Raw genomic sequence first — 24,889 nt, 5'->3', positions numbered from 1 at the left:
CGCTCGGCGGGGGGAAGGGATGCCACGGCCTCGAGCAGTCCGCGGAAGTTCTTGTGCGGCATCCGGTTGCCGACGCTGAGGACGATCGGCCGGTCGGAGGGGAGGCCCAGGGAGGAGAGCACTCCTGCGGGGTCGTCCTGAGGGCGGGGGTCGGTGCTGCCGTTGTGGACGACCGCGATGCGCTCCGCGGGAACGCCGAGGTGGGCGCCGACGCTCGCGGCGGCCGCGTGCGAGACCGTGAGGACGTGGTCGGCGGTGCGGGCCGAGCGGCGCATGAGGAACGACGTGACGGCGCGCTGAGCGCGATCGGCCATGCCACCGGGCACCTCGTCGTAGATCGCATCGTGGACGGTGACCACGCGCCGGACGCCGCGGAAGATCGGTCCGAAGTTCGCCGGGGCCCAGACGAGGTCGGCTCCGTAGCGACGAGCGAGCAGATCGGTGGCGGTGACCGCGCCGAGCGCCCACGTCGCCGGGTCGGCCCCCACCCAGGGCACGATCTGCACCGGACCCGGGAAGAAGGTGGCGACGCGCTCGCTCCCTGCGCGCCCCGTGAGAGCGGCGAAGCGGGCGTGCGGCATCCGCTCGGCGAGGCGTGGGAGCAGCTCTCGCACGTAGGTCTCGGTCCCGCCGCGCGAGCCGGTGAACCCGAGCAGGTCGACGAGGATGCGGCGCGCGGCCATCAGCTCTCGATGACGGCTTCGGGCCGCTGCTCGCGTCGCGGCGTCGTGAGGACGCCCGAGAAGAAGCTCATCATCACGGTCTGGAAGCCGAGGATGATCGTGAGCGCGCTCGGCACGGCGATACGCACCGCCTGCGCGGCGTTCTGCTGCCCGAAGTCGAGGCTTCCCCACAGCGTCACCTGCACGATGCCGATGACGATGCCGAGGAGGAAGAGCCCGAGCCCGATGAGCAGACCGCGCTCGGCGGACCACTTCGCGACGATGCGTCGGTACCGTTCGCTCGTCGGGAGGAACCCCTCTTGCGTGGCGTACAGCTTGGTCAGCCAGAAGAACAACAGGGATTGGAAGCCGATCACGCACAGGGCGCTGGCGTAGACCATCGTCGTGACGTCGAACCCGACCCCGGCGATCTCGACACCGCCGAACGAGAGCACGGCGACGGCGATCGCGCCCAGGAAGAATGCGACGAGCCCGGGGTAGACGAACAGCCACCGCGGGGCGAACAGCAGCAGGAACCGGAGGTGGCGCCAGCCGTCGTGCCAGCTGCGCAGGTGCGGCGGGCGCGAGCGTCCGTCCTTCTTCAGCGTCGTCGGGACTTCTTCGATGCGGTACCGCGCGAGCGAGGCGCGCACGACCATCTCGGAGGCGAACTCCATGCCGGTCGTCTGGAGGTCGAGGTCGCGGATGCGCGCACGGTTGAAACCGCGCAGACCGCAGTGGAAGTCGCGGATGCCGGGACGGAAGAACAGCTCCCCGATGAAGGACAGCACCGGGTTTCCGAGGTACTTGTGCAGCGGCGGCATGGCGCCGGGGGCGATGCCCCCGCGGAAGCGGTTGCCCATGACCAGATCGGCGCCAGCGCGGAGGCGCTCGACGAAGGGCTCGAGGTTCTCGAAGTCGTAGCTGTCGTCGGCGTCGGCCATGATCACGAACCGGCCGCGGGCCGTCTCGATGCCGTTGATGAGCGCGGCTCCGTATCCGCGCCGCGGGGCGTGCGAGACGCGGGCGCCGAGCCGCTCGGCGATGGCCTGCGATCCGTCGGTGCTGCCGTTGTCCGAGATGAGGACCTCACCACGGATGCCGGTGCGCGCAAGGAAGCCCTGCGCCTTGCGGATGCACACCTCGAGGGTCTCCGCCTCGTTGAGGCAGGGCATGAGGATCGTCAGCTCGAGGTCGTCGTGCGGGGCGGGATCGCTCGAGGCGGGATCTGTCGGTATGGGACTGGTCACGGCGTGTCTTCTTTCGTCTTCACCGTGGAGCGGTTCGGCAACGCGAGTGCCGACGCGATGCCCTCCACGGTGCGGCGGATGGTGCGGGTGCGGACGGCGGTGTCGTACCAGGCGCGCGCGGTGCGGCGGAGGTCGTCACCCCCGTCGGCGACGGCCCGGATGGCCCGGGCGAGATCGTCGGGGCGGGTGGTCGGGGCGACGACCCCGTTGACGCCCTCGTCGATGAGCTCGGTGGCGGCGTTTCCCTCGTGCGCGACGAGGACCACCGGGGTGCCGTGGGCGTTGGCCTCGACGACGACGAGACCGAAGCCCTCGCGGCGCGACGGGTGGACGAGCGCGAGTGCTCCGTGCAGGAGCGTGTCGAGCTCGGCATCCGAGACGAATCCGGGGAACTCGGTCCACTCTTCTCCTCCGACCCGGCGGACCTCGGCACGCACGGCGTCGGAGCTCGGGCCGGTGCCGAGGATCACCAGACGGAGGTCGGGGAGGCTCTCACGCGCGGCGGCAACGGCGGCGGGGATGACCTCGACCTGCTTGTCGGGGATGTGGCGGCCGACATACAGAACGTAGGGAGGGTGGGCCGCGGGGCCGGGGGTCTCGACCTCGACGGCGTCGTCGATCAGCCCCGGGCTGACGAGCGGCGGGCGGCGCAGCCCCTCGGCGCGCAGGCGCGTCGCGGTGAGCTGGGAGTGGCAGGTGGCGAGGGGGGTGATCGCGATCGCCGCGCGCTGCAGCATCCACGCGATCGTCCCCGTGACCACGCCCGAGTACTCGACCCACTGGCGTCGGTGCCAGACCTCGAGGTAGTCCACGACGACGCGGGTTCCCGAGCCGAGGAGGGCCAGACGGGCCGCGAAGACGTTGAAGATCGGCAGGCCGCTCACGATCAGCGCGGTGTAGCGACGGCGGCGGCGAACGAGCGCACGGAAGAGCGCGGCCGCGTACCGCAGGGCCGCCGGGATACGCCGGACCCCGCCGGGGGAGTACAGGTTCAGGCGGCCCGTGAGAGGCCGGATGCGGAAGTGCTCCTCGGTCGGCGTCGGACCATCCCACTGCACGGCCGTGAGGTAGTCGACCTCGAGCCCGCGACGGCCGAGTTCGTCGGCCTGCGCGCGGTACTGTCGCTCGCCGCCGCCGGTGGAGTAGGGGAAGAGGCAGTCGTAGGCGACCGCGACCGTCGTCTCGCGCGCCATGATCAGCACCCCTCGATCCGGAACAGGCGGGCCTCCGGGCCCTGCGAATCGATGAGGACGAGGTGCGACGAGGGTGTCAGGTCTTGGATGCCGTCGTACGGCACGGCTCCGTTGGGGTCGTCGATGACGTCTCGCCGGCCGAAGTCGAGCACGTAGTCGATGCCGAGCTCGTCGACCGTGGAACACACGGCCGGATCCGTCTCGATGTCGCGAAGGTGCGTGTTGAGGAAGAGGAGTTCGGGGGACGGGGAGCCGAAGACGTGCCGCTGGGTGACCTCGCGGTCGGCGAGGGCGAGGGCGAGCGACGTCCCTGTGCGCGGGCTGCCGATGATGAGCGCGTCGGCGGGGGTCTCGTCGTCGAGGCGCTCGAGCAGGGCGTGCTCGTCGTCGGACAGGATGAGCGCGTCGTCGGTGTAGGCGTAGGCCTCGTGCACCTGGGTGAGCGCGATGCGGACGTTGGGGCCGACCACGACCGAGAAGACGGCGATGACCGCCACCGCCGAGGCCGTCACGCGCGTCCACCGCGGCAGCGACCGGCGCGTCGCCCACCGTCGAGCCGTATCGACGATCGCGAGTGCGCCGAGGGTCGCGACGGGGATCGCGGCGAGGGGGAGGAGCGCGGCGAGGCGGTTCGAGTCGTTGTACCAGGGGTTCGTCAGCAGCTGGCGCACGGGGGAGTCGATGCGCAGGCCCGACACCACCATGAACAGCGCCACGGCGACGGCGAACACAGCGAGAACGGGGATCCATCGGGGACGACGGGCGACGGCGACGAATCCGGCCACGAGGAGCGCGACCACGACGATGGTCGGGCTGAAACCGCGGGGCGAGGCGAAGAGTCCTTCGCCTGCGGCCTGCGCGAGGTTCTGCCACGGCTCCCAGCGGGAGTGCTCGGCACCCGTGCGGAAAACGGCCCACACGACGGCCATGACGGCACCGAACCCGACGACCGCCGCCGCGACGCCGACCACCGACGAACGGGTGCGGGCGTCGACCGCGCGGATGGCCAGGATCACGATGACGAGGGCGGCCGAGAAGGCGAGGAGCGAGAGGAACGCGTTCGGATGGCCGAGGAAAACGCCGCCCGCGAGCAGCGCGACGAGCAGGAGGGCACGCGTGAGCGCCCGCGGACCGCGGTCGTCCAGCGCCGTGACCACCGTCGACAGCGCGGCCGGCACCATCGCGTAGCCGATGAGGTTGGGGTAGAGCACCCCCCAGTTGAAGAAGAGAGCGGGGAAGGCTCCGAAGCCCGCGGAGAGCGCGGCGGCGGTGACGTAGGCGGTCCGCCGCTGCGCGAACAGGGCGCCGACGAGGGCCATGATCGACGCCGGCCACAGCACCGACACGAAGGCCAGATTCGCGCCGTTGACGGCGGCCGGCACGGAGGCACCGGTGAGCTCGACGGCCAGCGTGGTCAGGGCGTGCCACCCGTTGGGATAGAACCCGATGTCGCTCGTCGCGCCGATCTGGAAGCCGGAGGCGTCGCCGTTCTGCACCGCCAGGGCGATCGCATTGAGATGGACGATGTTGTCGAACCGCTGCGCGATGTTGTCGGGGGAGCCGAACGCGCGAGCGAACATCACGGTCGTGACCGCGGCGGTCGCCGCGAGCGAGAGCACCGCCGTCAGAAGGGTGCGGCGCGCAGCCGGTGCCGGGTCGGCTCCGTTTCCGCGGCGTAGCAGCAGCGCGATGCCGACCACGACGAGGGTGAACAGCGCGAGGGGCAGGAGGCCCCACCGCAGCCCGACGAAGTGCGCGATCGTGGTGGCGGCCGCGGCGAGGGTCGCGGAGATCGCGGGAGCCAACAGCAGGCGCTGCGGATTGCGTACGCCCCATCCGGCCGCGACCACGGCGGCGCCGGGGAGGATCAGGACCAGGACGACGACGACGTACGACGGAACGGCGCTGATCCAGTCACCCATACGATCCGTCTCCGTCAGTTCCGTTTTCGACACGTCATCGTATCCGACGGTCTCTGCGCGCCCGCTGAGCCGCCCCGTGCAACCGCGGAGGGGCCCGCGGGTAGGATGGTCGGCGTTCTTCCCCGAAACGAGAGTTGTTCGCGTACATGGATCTTCTGGTAGTCGGTTCGGGCTTTTTCGGTCTCACGATCGCGGAGCGGGCGGCTGCCGCCGGGCGCCGCGTCACGGTGATCGACCGTCGCGCCCACATCGGTGGCAACGCCTACTCCGAGGACGAGCCCGAGACGGGGATCGAGGTCCACCGGTACGGGGCGCATCTGTTCCACACGTCCAACCCGACGGTGTGGGAGTACGTCAACCGCTTCACGGATTTCACCTCCTACGTCCACCGCGTCTACACGACGCACAAGGGTGTGGTGTTCCCGCTGCCGATCAACCTCGGCACGATCAACCAGTTCTTCCAGGCCGCGTACACCCCCGATCAGGCGAAGGCGCTCGTTCAGGAGCTCGCGGGCGAGTTCGATGCGAAGGATGCCGCGAACCTCGAGGAGAAGGGGATCGCCCTCATCGGACGCCCGCTGTACGAGGCGTTCATCCGCGATTACACGGCGAAGCAGTGGCAGACCGACCCGAAGGATCTGCCGGCCGAGGTGATCTCTCGTCTGCCCGTTCGGTACACGTACGACAACCGGTACTTCAACGACACGTGGGAGGGTCTCCCGGTCGATGGGTACACCGCGTGGCTGGAGCGGATGGCCGACCACCCGAACATCGAGGTGAAGCTGTCGACGGATTACTTCGACGAGTCGCAGCCGCTGAACAAGAAGGCCACCGTCGGCCAGGTGCCCGTCGTGTACACCGGCCCGGTCGACCGGTACTTCGACTACGCCGAGGGCGAGCTGTCGTGGCGCACGCTCGACTTCGAGCAGGAGGTCCTGCCGATCGGCGATTTCCAGGGCACGAGCGTGATGAACTACGCCGACGCCGATGTGCCGTACACGCGCATCCACGAGTTCAAGCACTTCCACCCGGAGCGTGCCGACCGCTACCCGACCGACAAGACGGTCGTGGTGCGCGAGTACTCCCGCTTCGCGACCCGCGCGGACGAGCCGTACTACCCGGTGAACACCGCCGACGACCGTGCCGGTCTGCTGGCGTACCGCGAGCTGGCGAAGGGCGAGCGCGACGTGCACTTCGGTGGTCGCCTCGGCACGTACCAGTACCTCGACATGCACATGGCCATCGGTTCCGCCCTGTCGATGTGGAACAACCAGCTCGCGTGACGCCTCCGTGCGTATGACCCACGGGTCCGAGGTCCGGTCGGCGAGCGCTGACCGGGCGGACGAGGGGCGCTGGGCGTATCGCCCCGACATCGACGGCCTGCGCGCCGTCGCGATCCTGCTCGTCGTGACCTACCACGTGTGGATCGGCCGGGTCTCGGGCGGCGTCGACGTCTTCCTCATGCTGTCGGCGTTCTTCCTCACCCGCGGCTTCGTGCGTCGGATGGACGGACCGACACCCGTTCGTCCGGTCGCGCACCTCATCGGCATCTTCCGCCGGTTGCTGCCCGCGGCAGCAGTGACGCTGGTGGGCGTCCTCGCCCTCGCCTGGACGTTCTTCCCGCCGGCCACGTGGCGCGCGATCTGGGAGCAGACCTGGGCGTCGCTCCTCTACATGCAGAACGCCCTGTTGGCGGCGGATGCCGTCGACTACTACGCACGGACGGAGGTGCCGAGTCCGCTCCAGCACTTCTGGTCGATGTCGGTCCAGGGGCAGGCGTTCGTGCTCTGGGTCATCCTTCTCGCCGTGTGCCAGGCGATCGTCCGCCGCTTCCGCCTGTCGCCGGACCGCGTCGTCGGCGTCGTCTTCACCGTGGTGTTCGCTCTCTCGCTGTCGTACGCGATCGTCCGGACGGCGGCGGAGCAGCAGAGCGCCTACTTCGACACGGGCGCGCGCCTGTGGGAGTTCGCCGCGGGCTCGCTGCTCGTCGTCGTTCTGCCGTACGTGCGTCCGGGTCCCGTCGTCCGCGCATCGCTCGGGTGGGCGGGACTGTTCGGGCTCCTCATCCTCGGCCTCGTGGTGGACGTGCAGGGCGGGTTCCCCGGTTTCCTCGCGCTGTGGCCGGTGCTGTGCGCGGCCGCGATCGTCGTCTCGGGGAGCGGCGCGGCTCGCGGAGGACCGGGGCGGTTCCTGGCATCCCGCCCGCTGCGGCTCCTCGGTCGCGACGCGTACGCCCTCTATCTGGTGCACTGGCCGATCCTCATCACCTTCCTCGTCGTGACGGGCAGGGAAGGCGCCGGGATCGTCGGGGGGACACTCGTCATCGTGCTCTCGCTCGCCCTCGCGCGGGCGTTGACCGCCGCGGTCGACACCCCCGTCCGCGCGTGGCGGAGAAGCGACCCCTCCCGGCTCGTCCCCATCGCGGTGGTGGTCGTCGCCGCGGCGGTGGTCGTGGTGCCCGTGACCGCATGGCAGGTCTCGAGCGAGCTCGAGGCGCGGGCCGTCGCGGCGCGCGCGGCCATCTCCAACCCGGGTGCGGCCGTGCTGCACGATCCCACGCTGCCCGAGCCGCCCGCCGACGCGGTCCTGCTCCCGATGCCCGCCGCTCTCGAGGACGAGTGGATGCAACTCGACCGCCCCTGCACCGGCGATCGCATGCCGACGGCGGAGATCCTGATCGGCACGTGCAACGAGACCACGCACACGGCCCGCGCCGGACGGACGATCGTCGTCGTCGGCGACTCCCACTCGCAGCAGATCACCGCGGCCCTCGTGCCCCTCGCGGAGCAGAACGGGTGGGGAGTGGTCATGCTCGTCAAGGGCGGCTGCTCGATGGGCCTCGACGAACCGGGAATGGACCCGACCTGCGATCCGTGGCGAGAGGCCGCGGTCGACCACGTCGAGCGGATGCGACCGGATGCCGTCGTGACCGTCGTGACGCGGTCGGACCACGGCGAGCTCGATGAGGCCCTGCGTCCCGGCATCGACCGTTTCCTCGACCGCATGGGCGACGCGGGCATCGAGGTCCTCGGCATCCGGGACAACCCCCGGTTCGGCTTCGACATGTACAGCTGCGTCGCCGAGGCGGCCGATCCTGTGGAGTGTGCCGTGCCGCGCGCGGGCTCGCTCGCCGACGACAATCCGGCCGTCGTGCTCGATCGTGCGGGGGTCCAGCTCGTCGACCTCACCCCGTGGATCTGCCCCGATGACGTGTGCGTCGGCGTCGTGGGCAACGTCGCACTGTACCGAGACGACAACCACCTGTCGCGCACGTACGCCGCGACCCTCGCGCCCCTGCTGGCCGAGCAGCTTCCCCCCAGCCTCGGATGACGCTCGCACATAGGATTCTCGGGTGACCCCCGCCACCGTCGGCGCCCCCGGTTCGGCGCGGCGCTCCCTCCACTCGCTGTGGCTGCTGTCGTCGCGCGACCTGCGCGTGCGCTACTCCACCAGCGCTCTGGGGTACCTGTGGTCGGTGCTCGATCCGCTCGTGATGAGCGGCATCTACTGGTTCGTCTTCACCCAGGTGTTCCACCGCTCGGTGGGCGAGGACCCGTACATCGTCTTCCTCATCACGGCGCTGCTGCCCTGGGTGTGGTTCAACTCCGCGGTCACCGATTTCACGAAAGCGTTCAAGAAGGACGCTCGTCTCGTGCGCTCGACCTCGATCCCGCGCTGGATCTGGGTCAACCGCATCGTGGTGAGCAAGGGCATCGAGTTCCTCTTCTCCCTCCCCGTGCTCGTGCTGTTCGCGGTCTTCGGCGGGGCTCAGGTGTCGTGGGCGCTCCTCGCCTTCCCCCTCGCGGTGATCCTGCAGACGGTCCTCCTCGTCGGGCTCGGCCTGATCGTCGCTCCGCTGTGCGTGATGTTCGGCGACCTCGAGCGGACCACGCGTCTCGTGCTGCGCGCCCTGTTCTACGCCTCGCCGATCATCTACGGCGTCGGCAACCTCCCGGGTGTCTTCGCCGATATCGCGGCGTTCAACCCGCTCGCGGGTATCTTCACCCTCTACCGCGTCGGTTTCTTCCCCGATCAGTGGGACACGATGACAGTGCTCGTGGGGGCGGCGGTGAGCCTCGGCATCCTGGGACTGGGGCTGCTGGTGTTCCCTCGCCTCGAACGTCCCGTGCTGAAGGAGCTGTGATGGTCGGCCCCGCGATCGATGTGCACGGGCTCGGCGTGCGGTTCCGCCGCAATCGCCGCGGCACCCGCAGCCTCAAAGACCTGTTCGGCGGCGCGGAGCGGCGCTCCCGGCCCGACGAGTTCTGGGCGTTGCGCGACGTGTCGTTCCGCGTGGAGCCCGGGGAGTCCATCGGCGTGGTCGGCCGCAACGGCCAGGGGAAGTCGACGCTGCTCAAGCTCGTCGCCGGTGTCCTCCTCCCCGACGAGGGCGGCGTCGAGGTCGACGGCGGAGTCGCCCCGCTCATCGAGATCACCGGCGGGTTCGTCGGCGACCTCACGGTCCGCGAGAACGTCCGCCTGACCGCCGGACTGCACGGGATGCCACGCGCCGAGGTCGCGCGCCGCTTCGACGACATGATCGCCTTCGCCGAGATCGGCGACTTCGTCGACACCCCGTACAAGCACCTGTCCAACGGCATGAAGGTGCGGCTGGCGTTCTCGGTCGTGTCGCAGCTGGACGAGCCGATCCTCCTCGTGGACGAGGTGCTCGCTGTGGGCGACCGTGCGTTCCGCGAGAAGTGCTACCGCCGCATCGACGAACTCCTCGCCGAGGGGCGCACGCTCTTCTTCGTCAGCCACAACGAGAAAGACCTGCGGCGCTTCTGCCGTCGCGGCCTGTATCTCGACGGCGGACGGCTGGAGCTCGACGCGCCGATCGCCGAGGTGCTCGACCGCTACAACGAGGACTACGCCACGCGCTGAGCCGCCCGGGCAGGCGGCCGTCGCGCGAGCGGCGTCAGCCGACGGGCTGAGCGCGCTCCAGCGGCGGCATCGGCGTCCACGACGTGTCACGCAGGATCCGGCGGCCGTCGCGCAGCCCGCGGAATAGGTGGCTCGTTCCGCGGACCTTGCGCTCCACGACGACGAGGCGGATCAGCTCTTTCACGAACGTCAGCGCCGTGCCGGCCGAGAAGGGGAGGGGCTGGTAGACGCCGAGCTCCCGGTAGTACTTCTGCAGGTATGCCCTGTTGCGCATGATGTAGTACCGGTACGCGTCGCTCGAGGCGTTCATGTGCCGGATGCCCATGTCCCACTGCTTGATCTCGCGGGTGCGGCGCAGCACGAACTCGTTCACGATGACCGACGGCGTCTGACGCGAGGCGAGCCAGCCGTAGAGCTGATCGTCCCAGTAGATGAAGAAGCGGGGGTCGGGCAGGCCGATCTTCGCGACGATGTCGCGGTGGATGAACATGCCCTCGAAGCATCCGGAGTTCATCGGCTTGAAGCCGGAGTCGTCGAATCCGGCCGGGGCGAAGGGGATCGGGATCGCCATCGACTCGGCGACGCGGTACTGCCAGTAGAACTCGCTGCCGTCGTAGTCGTAGCGCCGACCCTGGATGCTGCGGAACCGCGGCGTCCAGTGGCCCATGCGGGCGAGGCCGTCCGAGACCACCTCGACGTCGTCGTCCATGAGCCAGATCCACTCGGCCCCGAGTTCGTAGGCGACGCGCATCCCCTCGCTGAATCCGCCGGAGCCGCCCGTGTTCGTCTCGAGGCGGCGGTAGACCAGCTCGGTGGGCAGGCGATCGCGGAACGACTCGACGACCTCGGTCGTGTCGTCGGTCGAGGCGTTGTCGATCACGACGAGGTGTCCCGGGGCGGGGTCCATGCGCTCGATGCTCTCGAGCAGACGCGTCAACAGGTGCGTGCGGTTGTAGGTGACGACGACGATGGTCGCGGTCGTCGGATCGAAGGATGCCATGCTCACGAACGCTCCTCGAAGGTCGCGCGCCACTGCGCCTCGGACACCAGGTCGGGCAGCGCCCGACGGTACTGCTCGGACAGGCGCGGCCACTCACGCTGCAGGCGACGGTGCAGACGCAGGCTCTCGCGCAGCATCCGCCGGTACTGCGCCCGGTCGCGCGTGTAGATGTTCTGTCCCGACCCGTCGGCGGCGCTGACGAGAGCGCTGTCGTAGTGCGGCACCCGCCACCAGTGCGCGTCGCCCTTGCCGAACTCGACCTCGGGCTGCGCGACGTTCTCGGGACGCGGGGTGTGGAACCAGTGCGAGAGCAGCGTGCGCAGCGTGAAGACACGTAGACGCACGCCCGTCGGGCTGTCGAACTCGTGGCGCTTGAGGCGACGGAACACCTGGCGTCCGCGGCGCGAGCGCAGCGGCACTCCGGAGTCCTTGTGGATGATCGTCTCGGGGTGCTTCTTGGCGATGGCCCGTGCTTCGGGCATCGCGGTCGCGAGACCGCGGCGCATGTGCGCGGGGCCGGACAGCACGTCGCGGAGCGCCCGATGACGGAGCTCGACCGGGTAGTACTGCATCATCATGAGGTGCTTGAGGTCGAGGCGTCGACTGTGCCGGATGAGCGTGCCGCCCTGCGGTGAGCGCGAGTGCAGGAGAGCCGAGACGATGCGGTTGCGGGCGTGGAAGTACGCCTGCCAGTCGATCGAGTCGTCCTTGCCGACCCACGAGACGTGCCACAGCGCGACACCGGGCATCGACACCGTCGGGTAGCCGGCATCCCGAGCCCGCAGGCAGAACTCGGCGTCGTCCCACTTGATGAACGCCGGGAGCGACAGGCCGATCTCGCGCAGGATGCTGGTGGGGATGAGGCACATCCACCAGCCGTTGTAATCGGCGTCGAGGCGCATGTGCAGGATCGGGCTCTGGCGGAGGTTCGCGACGCTGAAGTCGTGGGGGAGGCGCTCCTGGTACAGCGCCCGCCACATGAAGGGCGCGTCGTCGACGACCTCGGCCCAGGCGTGGAGCTTGGGGCGGTCGAGCAGGTCGAACATGTGCGCGCCGACGATCGTGGGGACCGAGGCGTAGCGCCCGAAGACGACCGACCGGCGGATCGACTCGGGCTCGATGCGGACGTCGTCGTCGAGCAGCTGGACGAAGTCGCTCTCGGGGCGCTGCAGGGTCTCGGTCATGGCGCGGGCGAAGCCGCCCGAACCGCCGAGGTTCGGCTGGCGGATCACCTGGAGGGTCTCGCCCAGGCGCGACGCGACCTCGGGGTACGCGGCCTGATCGGCGACGAGATCGGTGCCCTGATCGATGAGGAACACGCGGTCCACGACGTCGAGCACGTCGGGGGCGTCGGCGAGGGCCTGCAGCGTGTTCACGCAGTAGTCGGGCTTGTTGTATGTCGTGATGCCGATGCTGGCCTTGCCCGCGCGCACCGGCTCTTCGTCGGTCGTCCACGTCGCGCCCTCGAACATCGCGTCCGAGCGGTCGGCGGCGACGTCGAACCAGATCCAGCCCCCGTCGCTGTACTGGTCGAGGACGAGCTCGAACGCGGTCTCGGCGGAATCACCGCGGACCTCACGGGTCTCGATGCGCTGCTTCGTCCCGGCTCCGTTCGAGCGGTAGACGAGGATCGTCGCGTCACCCGAGGTGTGCACGGTCAGGCGCACCCGGCGGACCGCGGTCCAGTGCTGCCAGTACGACGCGGGGAAAGCGTTGAAGTACGTGCCGAACGAGACGCGGCGCCCCGCCACGATGCGGGCGCGGTGGCGGTCGAGCACGTTGCTCAACTGGGCGACGTTGGTCACGCGCACCGGCTCCTCATCGATCGTCGACCACGTCTCGGGGTCGACGTACAGGGGGAGAAGGTCGGGGTCGCGGTCGAGCGGGAGCACGGCGTTCTGCAGGGTGTACGTCACGAAGGGTCTTTCGTCGAAGGCGCAGGCCGTCGGGCGGCCGACCCGGAGTCTACCCGGCAGCGGTGGGCGGGCCCTGAACGCCCGGCCCCTCGTGCGGCGCGGGGGCCGGCGGCATCCGGAGTCCGAGGCTCTCGCGCCAGGAGCGCGACTGCCCGGCCCGCACCGCGCAGACGACCAGCAGGAGCAGCCCCGCGCCGGAGAGGGTGAAGCTCTCGAACAGCGAGAAGGTCAGCAGCGCGACGAGGGTCAGCGGGCCCCACGCGTGCACGGTCGAACGTCTCTCGGTCGCAACCAGCCAGCCCCGGGCGAGGGCGAGGGCGCCGAGGGTCAGGAACAGCAGGAGTCCGACCCAGCCCAGCTGCAGCAGCACGTCGAGGTAGGCGTCGAGCGCCGAGGTGTGCTGCTCGCCGAGGGCGAAGTTGAGCGACGCGAACGGGAACGAATCGGGCGACCACGCCCCGAACCAGCCGAAACCCTCGACCGGCCGGTAGGCCACGTAGGTCAGCAGGCGAGACCACAGGTCGGTGCGCAGCGAGAAGTCGGCGCGCGCGTCGGCCATTGCCACGAACGTGTCGCGCATGCCGTAGCCGGTCGCCACGGCCGCGATCACGCCGACGCCGAGGATGAGCTGCGCGAGAGGGCGGCGAGGTGCCGAGAGGCGACGCACGAGCGTGAGCGCGAGGGTCGCGGCACCGGTGGTCACGGCCACCGCGATCACCGTGGGCGAGCCGCTCAGCGTGGCGAGCGATCCGGCCAGGACGACCGAGGCGATCGCCGTCCCCGCGCGCACCGACTGCGTGCGGTACTCCACGAGGAAGGTGATGAGGGCGATGACGGTGACGAAGCCGAGCACGTTGCGCGTGCCGAACAGCCCCTGTACGGGGCCGAGCGAGGCGATGTCGCCTTGGATCCCCAGGAACGGGATCGGAAGGTCGAGCAGGATGCCGCTGAGGATCTCGAGCGCGAGCGAGGCGCCGAGGAGCCACCGGAGCACGTCTCCCAGGGCGCGCACCGTCTGCAGGGCGTCGCGCACGTGCCCGATCACCACGGCGAGGAACGACACCGCGACCAGCTCGGCCCACCCGCCGAGACTCGAGAGGGGATCCGCGCTCCAGAGGACGCTCGCGCCGGCCCACACCAGAAAGAGGACGAGGGTCGTGGGGGCGAGGCGGACGAGTTCGATCTCGCGCCGTCGAACGACGAGCACTCCCACGCCGAGGGCGCACAATCCGCACACGATCGTCGCGAGGGTCACGTCGCCGGACACCCCGCGGATGGCGGTCGAGCCGAAGACGGCCGCGAAGACCGTGAGGGTGAAAGCTCGCGCGAAGCCCGCCGAGGCGAGCAGGGCGGGCGCCGCCCTCACGATCCGTGGCTCTGGGGCTCGCCGCGCTCGATCGCGATGCTCTGCTCGGCGGGGCCGACGCCGACCAGGGGCGCCTGCTTGATCTTCGCTCCGAAGAGCACCACGAACATCCAGCCCCACAGGAGCAGCGGCCCCGACTCGGTCAGCCCCTGCACCACGAGAAGCGCCCCGATGAGGGTCGGCAGGAGGGTGAGGGGCGAGTACGGGCGATCGGCCCGCAGATCCCACCGCGGGCGATCGATCGCGAAGAACCACGAGCGCCACAGATAGGCGAGGTAGACGAGCGCGAGCAGGACGATCCCCACGCCGCCGAGCTGGAAGAACACGTCGATCCACACACTGTGCGCCTGGACGACCGTCTGGCCGTGGTCGACGATCCAGCCGTCGATGAGCGGCTCCGAGGCGATCCAGGGTGTCGAGAAGCCCCAGCCGGTGAACGGACGCTCAGCCGCGCGGGCGAGCACGTCAGCCCAGATGCCCTCGCGGCCGGTGAGGTCGGCCCCGCGCCCCAGCAGTCCGAACACCGTGTCGCGGCCGAACCACAGGGCCGCGCCGCCGCCGAGCCCCACGAGGGCGTAGAGGACGTACCACCGCGTGCGCTCGCCGGGACGTCGCGCGGTGCGCATCACCAGGACGGTCGCCAGCACCAGCGCCACGAAGGCCGCCGAGACGAGGGCGGTCGCCGACCCCGCGCGGACGAAGAGGAACCCGGCGACCACAATCCAGCCGAGCAGCCACAGGCGACGGGGAGCGCCGGCGGCGAAGCGGATCGCGAACACGATGATCGCCACGAGCATCACGGATGCCAGCAGGTTCGCGTTGCCGAAGATGCCCTGGATGCGTCCGCCGTCGAAGAGGTTGTCGCGCGACCAGTAGACGATGGGGTCCATGCGCGAGGCCGGCAGCGCGAAGCCCGGCAGGATCGGTCCGCGCACGACCACGGAGACAGCGAGCTCGAACAGCAGCGACAGACCGACGATCCACTTCGCCGCCGATGCCACCGCGCGCACGACGTCGCGCCACGTGAGGACCGCACCGACGAACAGCCCCTGGAAGGTCGTGATCCCGAGCAGCAGGAGAGTGAGGACGGATGCCGCGGGCCAGGCGCTCCAGAGGACGGAGAGGAACGCCCACGCGACGTACCCGAACGCGAGCCAGGGGAGCCGGCGCCAGGCCACGGGCGGGCGGACGACGATCCACACGACGGCCGAGACCACCGCCGTCGCGATGACGATCACGGTGCTGACCACCGGGCCCACGGCGTTGACGAGACCGACACCGCCGAGCGCGAGGACGATGACGAACACGCACCACGCCCGCAGCAGCAGGTGCCCGGTGGTCTCGCGGACGGGAGCCGAGGGCGGCGCCGAGACCGGGTGGTTCGTGTACATGACCATGGTGGACTCAGGCTACCGTCCGGGTCCGATCGACGACGGGCCGGAACGCTAGGCTTTCGCCCGTGCTGGTTGCCCTCTCGAACACTCCCCGTGACTACGCCTGGGGAAGCCCGACCCTCCTCGCCGAGCTCGAGGGGCGCGTCCCCACGGGCGCCCCCGAAGCGGAGGTGTGGTTCGGCGATCACCCCGGTTCGCCCGCTCAGGTGCTCGACGGCTCGGGGCGCACTCTCGACGAGTGGCTTCCCACGACGCCCGGCGCCCCCGAGCGACTGCCGTACCTGCTGAAGCTGCTCGCCGCGGGCTCCCCGCTCTCGATCCAGGTTCACCCCTCGAAAGACCAGGCGGTCGAGGGCTTCGCCCGCGAGGAGGCCGCGGGCGTCGCGCGCGACGCCGGCTCGCGCAACTACAAGGACGACAACCACAAGCCCGAGGTCATCGTCGCCCTCAGCGACACCTTCACCGCTCTCGCCGGCTTGCGCGACCTCGATCAGACGCGGCGCCTCGTCGACGCTCTCGGCGACGACGAGGGCGTCCGGGTGCTCCGGCAGCGCCTCGCCGACGTCGACCCGGCCTCGGCCCTGCGCGGGGCGATCGGCTGGGCGCTCGGCGAAGCGAGCACGCCGCAGATCGAGCAGATCGTCGAGGCCGCGGCATCCGTGATCTCCCCGGAGTTCGCCGCCGAGGCGGCCCTCGTCCGCCACCTCCGCGCCGAGTACCCGGGCGACCCCGGCATCGTCGTGGCTCTGCTCATGAACCTCGTCGAGCTGCGCCGCGGCGAGGCGATCTTCGTTCCGGCCGGCGTGCTCCACGCGTACGTGGCGGGCCTGGGGGTGGAGATCATGGCCGCGAGCGACAACGTCCTGCGCGGAGGCCTGACGCCCAAGCACATCGACGTCGCCGAGCTGCTCGGCCTCGTCGACTTCCGCCCGGCGGCGCCGCCGCGCCTGGAACCGCGAGCGGACGACTCCGGTGTCGAACTCTTCGCCCCGGGCATCGCCGACCTCGCCCTCGCGCACGTCGCGCCGTCGGCGGCACCGGCGCGGGTCACCCTGCGCGGTGTCTCGATCGCGGTGGGCGTGTCGGGGGAGGCGACCGTCACCGGCGCGTCCGGGACGAGCGTCGCGCTCGCGCCCGGCCAGGCGGCTCTCGCCACGGCGGACGAAGGTCCCCTCGTCGTGAGCGGCGGCGAGGTGTTCGTCGCGATGCCGGGGGAGTGAGCCGCGACACGCCGACGGCCCGCGTGAAGGTTCAGGTCTGCCTTGAGGGTTTACGATCCGCGACTTGACCAATCCGAATGACACAGGTGTAATTACTCGTACGCGAATCCGCGTCACGAGGGCTCGACTGTGGGGGAGGACGACATGACGTCGCAGTACCGGTCCGGTGTTCCGGACAACTGGTTCGTCGATCCGGTCGACCTCGGTGTCCCCGGAGTCCGTCGCGACATCGACGCCGTCGAAGAGAACACGCTCGCGTGGCAGACCGATGCGCTCTGCGCGCAGACCGACCCCGAGGCGTTCTTCCCCGAGAAGGGCGGCTCCACGCGCGACGCGAAGCGCATCTGCACCTCGTGCGACGTCAAGTCCGAGTGCCTCGAGTACGCCCTCCAGAACGACGAGCGCTTCGGCATCTGGGGCGGTCTCAGCGAGCGCGAGCGTCGCAAGCTGAAGCGCCGCGCCTGATCCGTCGTCCGACGCGACGGTCCTTTCCGGGCGATCGCCCTCACCCCGGCGCGGCGTCCGCGAACGTGCGGGAGCGCGCTTAGGCTGACTGCGCCATGCCCGCCCGTGTTCACGCCATTCTCGTCGTCCGCCCCGAGGGCCGGACTCCCGCCGCGCACCATCTGAAGCGCACGCTCGCGGCGATCTCCGCGCAGAGCCGACCCGTCGATGCGCTCACCATCGTGCTGTGCGGGGCCGATCCCGAGCTGACCCAACTGGCCGCGTCATCCGGTGCCGAAGGCGTCATCACCGCCTCGGCCGGAACTCCGTTCGCCGTCGCCACCGCCCTGGCCACCCCCCGGCTCACCGGCGACGCGGTCTGGCTCCTCGCCCAGGACACCGCCCCCGAATCCGACGCCCTCGTCCGGCTCGCGGGGGCGCTCGAGCTCTCGCCGTCACTCGCGGTCGCGGCTCCCAAGCTCGTCCGCTGGGACGAGCCGGACGGGATCGTCTCCCTCGGTATCAGCCTCACGCGCTACGGGCGCACGGTCGAGCTCGCGGCGGGCGAGTTCGACCAGGGCCAGCACGACGGCGACGCCGACGTCCTCGGTGCGGACGTCCGCGGACTGCTGATCCGCCGCGAGTCCTGGACGGCCCTGGGCGGTCTCGACCCCGCCCTCGGCGGTGCCGACGAAGGCGTCGACCTGGGTGTCCGCGCCCGCCTGGCCGGCGACCGTGTCTCCCTCGTCCCCGCGGCGCGCGTCGCGGTCGCCGGGGACGGCGTCGCGGCCATGGCCCGCGGTCGCCGCCGCGCGCGCCGCCGCGCCTTCGCGGAGCGGACCGCGCAGCTGCACCGCCGTCTCGTCTACGCACCGGCGGCGGCCGTCCCGTTGCACTGGCTGTCTTTCCTCCCGCTGGCGCTGTGGCGCACGATCCTCCACCTCATCGGGAAGGTGCCCTACCGCGTCCTCCCCGAGTGGGGTGCGACGATCCTCGTCATGGCCCGCATCGCGGCGGTGGCGCGCGCGCGGCGCCGGATCCGCGCCGTCCGCTCGGTCGGCTGGTCCCGCATCGCCCCCCTGCGCGTCTCGCGCTCCGAGATGCGGCTGCGGTGGGAGGCCGCGGACGGCGGTGTCACCGACGCCCCGGTCCGCCCCGAACTGCGCTTCTTCGTCGGCGGAGGCGCGTGGGCCGTGCTCGGCGCCCTCGCGGTCTCGGCCGCGCTCTTCTTCCCGCTGCTGGCCTGGCCCGTGCTGGGAGGCGGCGCTCTCGCGCCCCTGCGTGCCACGGTCGTGCAGCTGTGGCAGGACGCCGCATGGGGCGAGCGCCCCCTGGGCCTGGATGCCATCGGCCCGGCCGATCCGTTCTCCGCGATCATCGCGGTCATCGGCACGCTGTCACCCGGCGATCCCTCTCGCGCCCTCGTCGTCCTCTGGGTTCTCGCGCTCCCGCTCGCCGTCCTCGGCGGGTGGTTCGCCGCGACGCGCGTCACCGAGTCGTCGCTGCTGCGCATCACCGCCGCGGTCGCGTGGGCGCTCGCCCCGACGTTCCTCGCCGCGATCGTGGAGGGTCGTCCCGCCGCCCTGATCGCCCACCTGCTCCTGCCCTGGTTCTTCTACGCCGCGAGCGTCGCCCACCGGGCCTGGGCGCCGGCGGGAGCGGCATCCGTTCTGCTCGTGCTCGTGCTGGCGTGCGCGCCGTCGCTCGCCCCCGCGGTCGTGGTGCTGTGGTCCGCGGCCCTCGTGGTCGTGGCTCTCGTCGCCGGACGCGGGGTGGCGCGCGTCGTCTGGCTCGTGGTGCCCTCGATCGTGGTGTTCGCGCCCCTCGTGTGGACGCAGGTGCGCACCGGGAATCCCTGGGGGCTGCTCGCCGACCCCGGCATCCCCTACGCGGGCAACGAGGTCTCGGCCGACCCGCTGGGGCGCGCGCTCCTCGCCGCGGGCTTTCCCAGCTCGGATCCCGGCGGATGGGCGAGCGTCATCGACGGCCCCGTCTGGTGGGTCGGGCTGCTGATCGCGCCGCTCGCCGTCCTCGCTCTGCTGGCTGTCCTCACCCCGCGTTGGGTGACGGCATCCGCCCTGCTGATCATCGCGGCCGTGGGCCTCGCGACGGCTTTCGCGGCGGTCGGGGTGGCCGTCTCCTTCGACCACGGCACGGCGGTGCCGCTCTGGCCCGGTGCGGGCCTCAGCCTCGCGTGGCTGGGCGTGGTCGGCAGTGCGATGGTGGCTCTGGATGCCGGGATCGTCGAACGCGTGCGCGTGCTCCGGCCGATCGGCGCTCTCGTGACTCTCGCGGCCCTGCTCGTCGCCGTGAGCCCCGCGCTCACGGCATCCCTGGATCAGTCGCACCCGCGCTCCGTGCTCACGAACGGCCCGACCTCGACGCTTCCGGCTTTTGTCGCGGCGGAAGGACGAGGCTCGACCGCGATCGGCACGATCGTGCTCGACCCGCGCGCCGACGGTCTGCGCGTGGACGTCGTGTGGGGCGGGAGCGCCACCGTGGGCGGGCAGAGCACGGTCCAGGCCACGCGCATCGAGGCGCAGCCCGCCGACCGCGAGCTCGCCGCGTTGGCCGCCGATCTCACGACCCCCTCGTCGGACGACGTCATCGAGCGTCTGGGGGAGCGGGGGATCGGATTCGTCCTGCTCCAGTCCGCCTCGGCCGGCGAGAACGACGTCATCCGCGGTGCGCGCCTCGCGGCCGCGACGTCGCTCGACCAGCGCGACGCGCTCGACGGCGTCGGCACCACCTCGCGCGGCGACCTGTGGCGAGTGACCGCGCCCGTGCAGCCCCGTGCGCCGCTCGACGACCACCAGGCGCGCGTGCAGAGCCTCGTGACCTTCGGGTCGCTGGGCGTCCTCCTGGTCGCCCTGCTGCTGGCCGTGCCCACCAGCGCCTCCCGCCGGGTCGCGCGCCGCACGCCCCGCATCGTGGGCCCGAACCCGGGAGGAAGCCGATGAGCAGCGACCGCCGACTCGTCCGCTGGGCGACGACCAGCGCCCGCGTCGTCGCCGGATCCGTCGTGGCCGGTGCGGTCGTGGTCGGAACGGTGGCCGGGATCGCCGCGCCCTGGCCGACGCTCACCGCGAGCCCCGTCCGCATCGAGGCCACGCCCGCCGCGTCCGACACCGTGCTCGCGTGCGACGGTCCGCTGCTGGCGCTCGGGCGCAGTGCCGAACAGGCGGGTGCACTCAGCGCGGCCGCGCCCCAGCAGGTCCTGAGCGGACCGGCTGACAGCGGCGCAGTCGACAGCGCGCTGACCGGATCCACCGGCGACGGCTCGGGTGATGCGACGGCGCTTCGCGCCCAACCTCTCGGCGGGGCGCCCGCGCCGCTCGCCGCCGCGGGCTCCGCGACGGCGACCTCGGAAGACCTCATCGGCTTCGCGGCATCCGCGTGCCGCCCTCCGCTGGCCGAGTCCTGGCTGGTCGCCGGCGCGACGACGACCGGGGCGAACGACCTCGTCGTCTTGGGCAATCCGGGCGATGTGCCCGCGACCGTGCAGCTGTCCGTCTATGGAGCGCAGGGCGTGTCGACGCCCCCGGGTGGCAGCAACCTCGTCGTGGCGCCGGGTACGCAGCGCGTGGTGCCGTTGGCCGGCCTTCTGCTCGGCGAAGAAAGCCCCGTCGTGCGCGTCACGGCGTCGGGTGCCCCCGTGCACGCCTCGCTGCAGGCGAGCCTCACGCGTCTGCTCCTCCCGGGCGGCGTCGACCAGGCCGCCCCCTCGGCCCAGGCGGATACGCACCTGGTCATCCCCGGCGTGCAGATCCTGACGGCGGGCGGCGGCGACGCAGGCACCGTTCTGCGGCTGCTCGCCCCCGGTTCCGCAGCCACCGCGACCGTGACCCTCATCCCGGTGGGCACGGCGACCCCGGGCACGCCGCGCACCGTCCCGCTCGAGGCGGGCAAGCCGACCTCGCTCGACCTGTCGGGGGTGGACCTCGGGGCGTACACGGTCGACATCACCGCCGATCAGCCCGTGGTCGCCGGCGCGTGGTCGACCACGGGGTTCGGCCAGGGCGCCGACTTCGCGTGGTACAGCCCCGCCCCCCGGATCGCGGTCTCCAGCGCGGTGGCGGTGGCGGCGGGCGCCGGTGGCGCGCTCGTGCTCACGACGGATGCCGGCGGGGGCGACGCCACGGTCACACTCACCCCGACCGACGGCAGTGCACCGCTGACCCTCGCCGTGCCCGACGGGGGTAGCGTCTCGACCGCGGTCGCCGCGGGCGTCTACACGCTCGAGGCCAGCACTCCCGTGCGGGGCGCGGTGACGTACTCGTCGACCGGCGCTCTCGCGGGGTACCCGCTGTGGCCGGCGAACACCGCCGAGTCGGCGGTGACCGTCCTGCCGTAGGTCTGGCGTTCCGCGGTTGCGCGCGGCGTGGTTGCGCGCGGCGGGGCGGCGGTGCGCGCTGGTTGCGTCGCGGCCCGCGCGCATAAACGCGATCCACTCGCATAAACGCGAGGAGCACGTGTTTTCGTGAGCGAATCGCGTTTATGCAAGAGGGGCGGCTCCAACAGGGAGCGCGTCGGCCTCAAGGGCGGGGTGCCGGGCGCGGCGGGTACCGCTGCCGCTGAGGCTGTGTCGGCGGGCGCCCCGGTGTTCCCGGCGCCGTGCGGGTCTCCCGCCTTCGAGCGCGTCGGCATCGTGGCGGGCGACCATAAACGCGATCCACTCGCATAAACGCGAGGAGCATGTGTTTCTGTGCGCGAATCGCGTTTATGCGTGAGGGTGGGCCGGTCAGCGCCGAGCACGCGCGGGCATGGGGAGCCAGTCCGGCGCGGGTTCCTGGGGACAGCGCGGGGACGCGTGGTCCGGCGCGCGCGGGGCCCGCGGCGGCACGCGGAGCGCGCGGCCACGCCGGGTCAGAAGTAGCGGAAGCGCTCGGGGCCGAGATCCCACGGGTCGCGGTCGAGGTACTCGGCGGCGGCGCGGAAGACGGCACCCTCGATCATCATCCGGCGGTGCAGGTCGTCGTCGTGATGAGGGTGACCGAGCCGCTCGATCGGCACGCGGTAGAGGATGATGCGCTTCTCATCGCGCAGAACCGTCCATCGAGGGATGCCATCGGTGGCGGCCGGGGGCATGATGCCGATCTCGAACGAGACCTCCCGCAGCTCGCTCCAGGCGGAGCGGAGGAACTCCGCCGCGGCGCCGACGGCGACGTCGAAGCGTTCGACCCTCGTGTCGATCGGGGGGAGCGGCGGACGAACGACCGGACTGCGGTTCTCGCGGCCGTGTCGGCCATGGCGGGAGGGGCGGGCGACCGGCCGGGCTTCGCGGGTTCGTCGACGCACCATGCGCCCATCCTACGTTCGTCCGGGACGGCGTGACCCTCGGTCGGGGTGGGCTCACGACGGCGCGGCGCGTCGGCGCCGGGGTGGCGGCGGGCTAGTGTTGCCCGCGATGCGCGACAGACTCTGCTCGAAGGTGGGATGCGCCCGCGAGGCGATGAGCACGCTCACCTACGATTACGGCGACCAGATGGCCGCGCTGGGCCCGCTGGGACGCGTCGACGACCCGCACGCCCACGACCTCTGTGCGATCCACGCCGACCGGCTCTCGGTGCCGCGCGGCTGGGTCGTCGTGCGCCACGAGACGCTTCGGACCTGACGCTTCTCAGCGGTCGGTGAGCGCCGCTGCCCGCTCGCGCTCGATCACGAGCGCCCGGTACTCGCGATCGCGCCGCACGGCGGCGACGGCGCGGACGAACGCCTCGGGCTCGGCAGGCGGCCGCGGCGAAACGAACGGGGCGACCGCATCGGCCAGCGCGGACGCGAGACGGACCCGCGCGGCCGGATCGAGCGCGTCAGCCCCCCGGACGAACTGCGACACGCGGGCGGCGAGGCGATCGGGCAGGCGCGAGACATCGGCCACCTGCTCCCACGACTCCCACCCTGCCGGAATCCCCGGGGCGGGAGGGGGGAGGGGCCGCGTGCGGGTCCGCTCGCTCGCCGTGCCCGCGACGAGGTCGCCGAGGCGCTGCGCGCGCGGAGTGAACATCCCGACGACCGCGGCGATCCCGCCGAGGGTCAGCCACAGCTCGAGGACGCCGATCAGCGCGCGGATGAACGCCGCGCGGAAACCCGCGGCGCCGCCGTCCACGCGCACGATCCGCCCACCCACGACGAGTCGGCCGAGGCTGCGTCCGCGTGACAGCGTCTCGACGGCGGTGGGGAGGACGACGAGCACGAGCACGATGAGCGTGATCACGGCGATCCGCAGGGCGCTGTCCGGAAGGGTCCCGGATGCCGCCATGGTAACGAGCAGCAGGCCGCCGCCGATCAGCAGTACGACGCCGACGATCATGTCGATCAGGCAGCCGAGGGCCCGCAGGAAGAATCCGAGCGGTTGCACGTCGAGGGCGACGGCCTCGCCGGTCAGGATCTCCTCGGAGGCGGTGTCGACGAGCGTGACACCGCGCGCCGCGGGCGCACGGACTCCGGTCCGTGAGGATGCCGTCGACGAAGCCATGCGTACAGTTGATCACATGGACCTCGACGCCCTCACGGCCGCTCGCCGCGAGGAATGGGCGCGTCTGGACGAACTGGGGCGCACACGACGCCTGAGCGGCCGCGAGGTCAACGAGCTCGTCACGCGGTACCGCGCGGCATCCGCTGATCTCGCCGATATCAAGACTTCCGCCGGACGTACGCCCCAGGGCGACTACGTCTCGATCCTGCTGGCGCGCACGCGCCTGCGGCTGACCGGTGTGCGCGAGAACGTGTTGAAGCAGATGCCCCGCTTCTTCCTCCTGCAGTTGCCGGCCGCGCTGTATCGCGTGCGGTGGACGACGTTGGTCGTCGCCGTCGGCTTCGTCATCGTCGCGACGATGGTGGCCCTGTGGATCTCGGGCGACCCCGCGACGGTCGCCGCCCTCGGAAGCCGCAGCGAGCTGCAGAACTACGCCGACGAGCAGTTCGTGAACTACTACCGTGAGAACCCCAACGCGATCTTCGCGGGGTCGGTGTGGACGAACAACGCCTGGATCGCCGCGCAGTGCGTGCTGTTCGGCGTCACGGGCATCTGGCCGCTGATGGCGATGATGCAGAACGCGATCGGGGTGGGGCAATCGGCCGCGGTCATGATCGCCTTCGACCGCGCCGACGTGTTCTTCCAGTTCATCCTCCCGCACGGCCTCCTCGAGCTCACGGCGATCTTCGTCGCGGGGGCCGCGGGCCTGCAGATCTTCTGGGCGTGGGTCGCTCCCGGCCGACGCACGCGCGGCGCCGCGCTGGCGGCCGAGGGTCGTTCCCTGGCCACGGTCGCGGTCGGCCTGATCTTCGCCCTCGCCCTCTCGGGGGTCGTCGAGGGGTTCGTCACGCCGCGCGATTGGCCGTGGCAGGTGAAGATCGCGATCGGTGCGGTGGCGCTCGGAGTTTTTCTCTTCTACATGCTGTGGGTCGGCAAGCGAGCCGCGCGCGCGGGCGAGACGGGCGACCTGACCGAGTACGAGGCGGGGACTCCGACGCTCACCGCGGGCTGACGGCATCCGTTCGTTTCTCCGCGTGTCACTTTTGATTTACTCAAAAGAAGCTAGAGTAGGGTCGTGCTCGACGATCGGACGGATGCCACCGCGGATGCCCTCATCCGCGGTGCCGGACTGCGGGTGACGGCGACGCGGGTCGCCGTCCTCG

At 71.3% G+C, this 24,889-nt stretch carries 20 protein-coding genes; 10 read left to right on the top strand and 10 right to left on the bottom strand.

Annotation, left to right across the window (positions count from 1 at the left end; translation table 11 throughout):
* From P2P98_RS06435 to P2P98_RS06420, 4 genes are all read right to left on the bottom strand, one after another.
* Positions 1-683, bottom strand: a 683-nt coding sequence (locus tag P2P98_RS06435; RefSeq protein WP_275798265.1) for a glycosyltransferase, incomplete at its 3' end; no start/stop codon positions are given.
* Entirely contained in the window at positions 683-1,912 is a 1,230-nt protein-coding gene (locus P2P98_RS06430) for a glycosyltransferase family 2 protein (protein ID WP_275798264.1), read from the bottom strand. The genes P2P98_RS06430 and P2P98_RS06435, both read right to left, overlap by 1 nt.
* Entirely contained in the window at positions 1,909-3,105 is a 1,197-nt protein-coding gene (locus P2P98_RS06425) for a glycosyltransferase family 4 protein (RefSeq protein WP_275798262.1), read from the bottom strand. Before P2P98_RS06425 ends, P2P98_RS06430 begins: the two co-directional genes overlap by 4 nt.
* Positions 3,106-3,107: 2 nt before the next feature.
* Complete coding sequence (locus tag P2P98_RS06420; protein WP_275798260.1) at positions 3,108-5,027, bottom strand: DUF6541 family protein; 1,920 nt, start codon at positions 5,025-5,027, stop codon at positions 3,108-3,110.
* Positions 5,028-5,173: 146 nt separating this feature from the next.
* Here P2P98_RS06420 and glf point away from each other — a divergent pair, with 146 nt between their 5' ends.
* From glf to P2P98_RS06400, 4 genes are read left to right on the top strand one after another with little or no spacing between them, the layout of a single operon-like run.
* Positions 5,174-6,310 carry a UDP-galactopyranose mutase gene (gene glf / locus P2P98_RS06415; RefSeq protein WP_275798258.1) on the top strand — a complete coding sequence of 379 codons (1,137 nt, stop codon included), beginning with the start codon at positions 5,174-5,176 and terminating at the stop codon, positions 6,308-6,310.
* Positions 6,311-6,323: 13 nt separating this feature from the next.
* Positions 6,324-8,357 carry an acyltransferase family protein gene (locus P2P98_RS06410; protein WP_275798255.1) on the top strand — a complete coding sequence of 678 codons (2,034 nt, stop codon included), beginning with the start codon at positions 6,324-6,326 and terminating at the stop codon, positions 8,355-8,357.
* Between the two features lie 22 nt (positions 8,358-8,379).
* The gene (locus P2P98_RS06405; protein WP_275798253.1) at positions 8,380-9,171 is read left to right on the top strand and encodes an ABC transporter permease; all 792 of its coding nucleotides are present in this window, start codon (positions 8,380-8,382) and stop codon (positions 9,169-9,171) included.
* Positions 9,171-9,911, top strand: a complete 741-nt coding sequence (locus P2P98_RS06400) for an ABC transporter ATP-binding protein (protein WP_275798251.1) — start codon at positions 9,171-9,173, stop codon at positions 9,909-9,911. Before P2P98_RS06405 ends, P2P98_RS06400 begins: the two co-directional genes overlap by 1 nt.
* A gap of 34 nt (positions 9,912-9,945) precedes the next feature.
* Here the strand turns inward: P2P98_RS06400 and P2P98_RS06395 are convergent, their stop codons facing one another.
* From P2P98_RS06395 to P2P98_RS06380, 4 genes are read right to left on the bottom strand one after another with little or no spacing between them, the layout of a single operon-like run.
* Complete coding sequence (locus P2P98_RS06395; protein ID WP_275798267.1) at positions 9,946-10,911, bottom strand: glycosyltransferase family 2 protein; 966 nt, start codon at positions 10,909-10,911, stop codon at positions 9,946-9,948.
* Between the two features lie 2 nt (positions 10,912-10,913).
* Entirely contained in the window at positions 10,914-12,827 is a 1,914-nt protein-coding gene (locus tag P2P98_RS06390; protein WP_275798249.1) for a glycosyltransferase, read from the bottom strand.
* Positions 12,828-12,876: 49 nt separating this feature from the next.
* On the bottom strand, positions 12,877-14,193 hold the full coding sequence (locus tag P2P98_RS06385) for an O-antigen ligase family protein (RefSeq protein ID WP_275798247.1): 1,317 nt from the start codon (positions 14,191-14,193) through the stop codon (positions 12,877-12,879).
* Positions 14,190-15,590 carry an O-antigen ligase family protein gene (locus P2P98_RS06380; protein ID WP_275798245.1) on the bottom strand — a complete coding sequence of 467 codons (1,401 nt, stop codon included), beginning with the start codon at positions 15,588-15,590 and terminating at the stop codon, positions 14,190-14,192. The genes P2P98_RS06385 and P2P98_RS06380 overlap by 4 nt, the downstream gene beginning before the upstream one ends.
* Positions 15,591-15,652: 62 nt before the next feature.
* On the opposite strand from P2P98_RS06380, the gene manA reads away from it, so the two are divergent.
* The 4 genes from manA (at position 15,653) to P2P98_RS06360 (ending at position 21,605) form a co-directional block, all read left to right on the top strand.
* Positions 15,653-16,807, top strand: coding sequence for a mannose-6-phosphate isomerase, class I (gene manA, locus P2P98_RS06375; protein WP_275798244.1), 1,155 nt, complete (start codon positions 15,653-15,655; stop codon positions 16,805-16,807).
* Between the two features lie 144 nt (positions 16,808-16,951).
* The gene (locus P2P98_RS06370) at positions 16,952-17,272 is read left to right on the top strand and encodes a WhiB family transcriptional regulator (RefSeq protein ID WP_013583637.1); all 321 of its coding nucleotides are present in this window, start codon (positions 16,952-16,954) and stop codon (positions 17,270-17,272) included.
* Between the two features lie 95 nt (positions 17,273-17,367).
* Entirely contained in the window at positions 17,368-20,211 is a 2,844-nt protein-coding gene (locus P2P98_RS06365; protein ID WP_275798242.1) for a glycosyltransferase, read from the top strand.
* The gene (locus tag P2P98_RS06360; protein ID WP_275798241.1) at positions 20,208-21,605 is read left to right on the top strand and encodes a DUF5719 family protein; all 1,398 of its coding nucleotides are present in this window, start codon (positions 20,208-20,210) and stop codon (positions 21,603-21,605) included. Before P2P98_RS06365 ends, P2P98_RS06360 begins: the two co-directional genes overlap by 4 nt.
* Positions 21,606-22,117: 512 nt before the next feature.
* On the opposite strand, the gene P2P98_RS06355 is transcribed toward P2P98_RS06360, so the two are convergent.
* Positions 22,118-22,552, bottom strand: coding sequence for a hypothetical protein (locus P2P98_RS06355; RefSeq protein ID WP_193751336.1), 435 nt, complete (start codon positions 22,550-22,552; stop codon positions 22,118-22,120).
* A 106-nt stretch (positions 22,553-22,658) separates the two neighbouring features.
* Here P2P98_RS06355 and P2P98_RS06350 point away from each other — a divergent pair, with 106 nt between their 5' ends.
* Positions 22,659-22,865, top strand: a complete 207-nt coding sequence (locus tag P2P98_RS06350) for a DUF3499 family protein (RefSeq protein WP_275798240.1) — start codon at positions 22,659-22,661, stop codon at positions 22,863-22,865.
* A gap of 6 nt (positions 22,866-22,871) precedes the next feature.
* Here the strand turns inward: P2P98_RS06350 and P2P98_RS06345 are convergent, their stop codons facing one another.
* Positions 22,872-23,726 (bottom strand): RDD family protein, encoded by an 855-nt coding sequence (locus P2P98_RS06345; RefSeq protein WP_275798239.1) that lies wholly within the window; start codon positions 23,724-23,726, stop codon positions 22,872-22,874.
* Between the two features lie 16 nt (positions 23,727-23,742).
* On the opposite strand from P2P98_RS06345, the gene P2P98_RS06340 reads away from it, so the two are divergent.
* Positions 23,743-24,738, top strand: a complete 996-nt coding sequence (locus P2P98_RS06340) for a stage II sporulation protein M (RefSeq protein WP_275798238.1) — start codon at positions 23,743-23,745, stop codon at positions 24,736-24,738.
* Positions 24,739-24,889 lie beyond the last annotated feature (151 nt).

The sequence above is a fragment of the Microbacterium sp. Kw_RZR3 genome (assembly GCF_029222405.1).
GTDB lineage: Bacteria > Actinomycetota > Actinomycetes > Actinomycetales > Microbacteriaceae > Microbacterium.
This window is presented reverse-complemented; position numbering and strand designations above follow the sequence as displayed.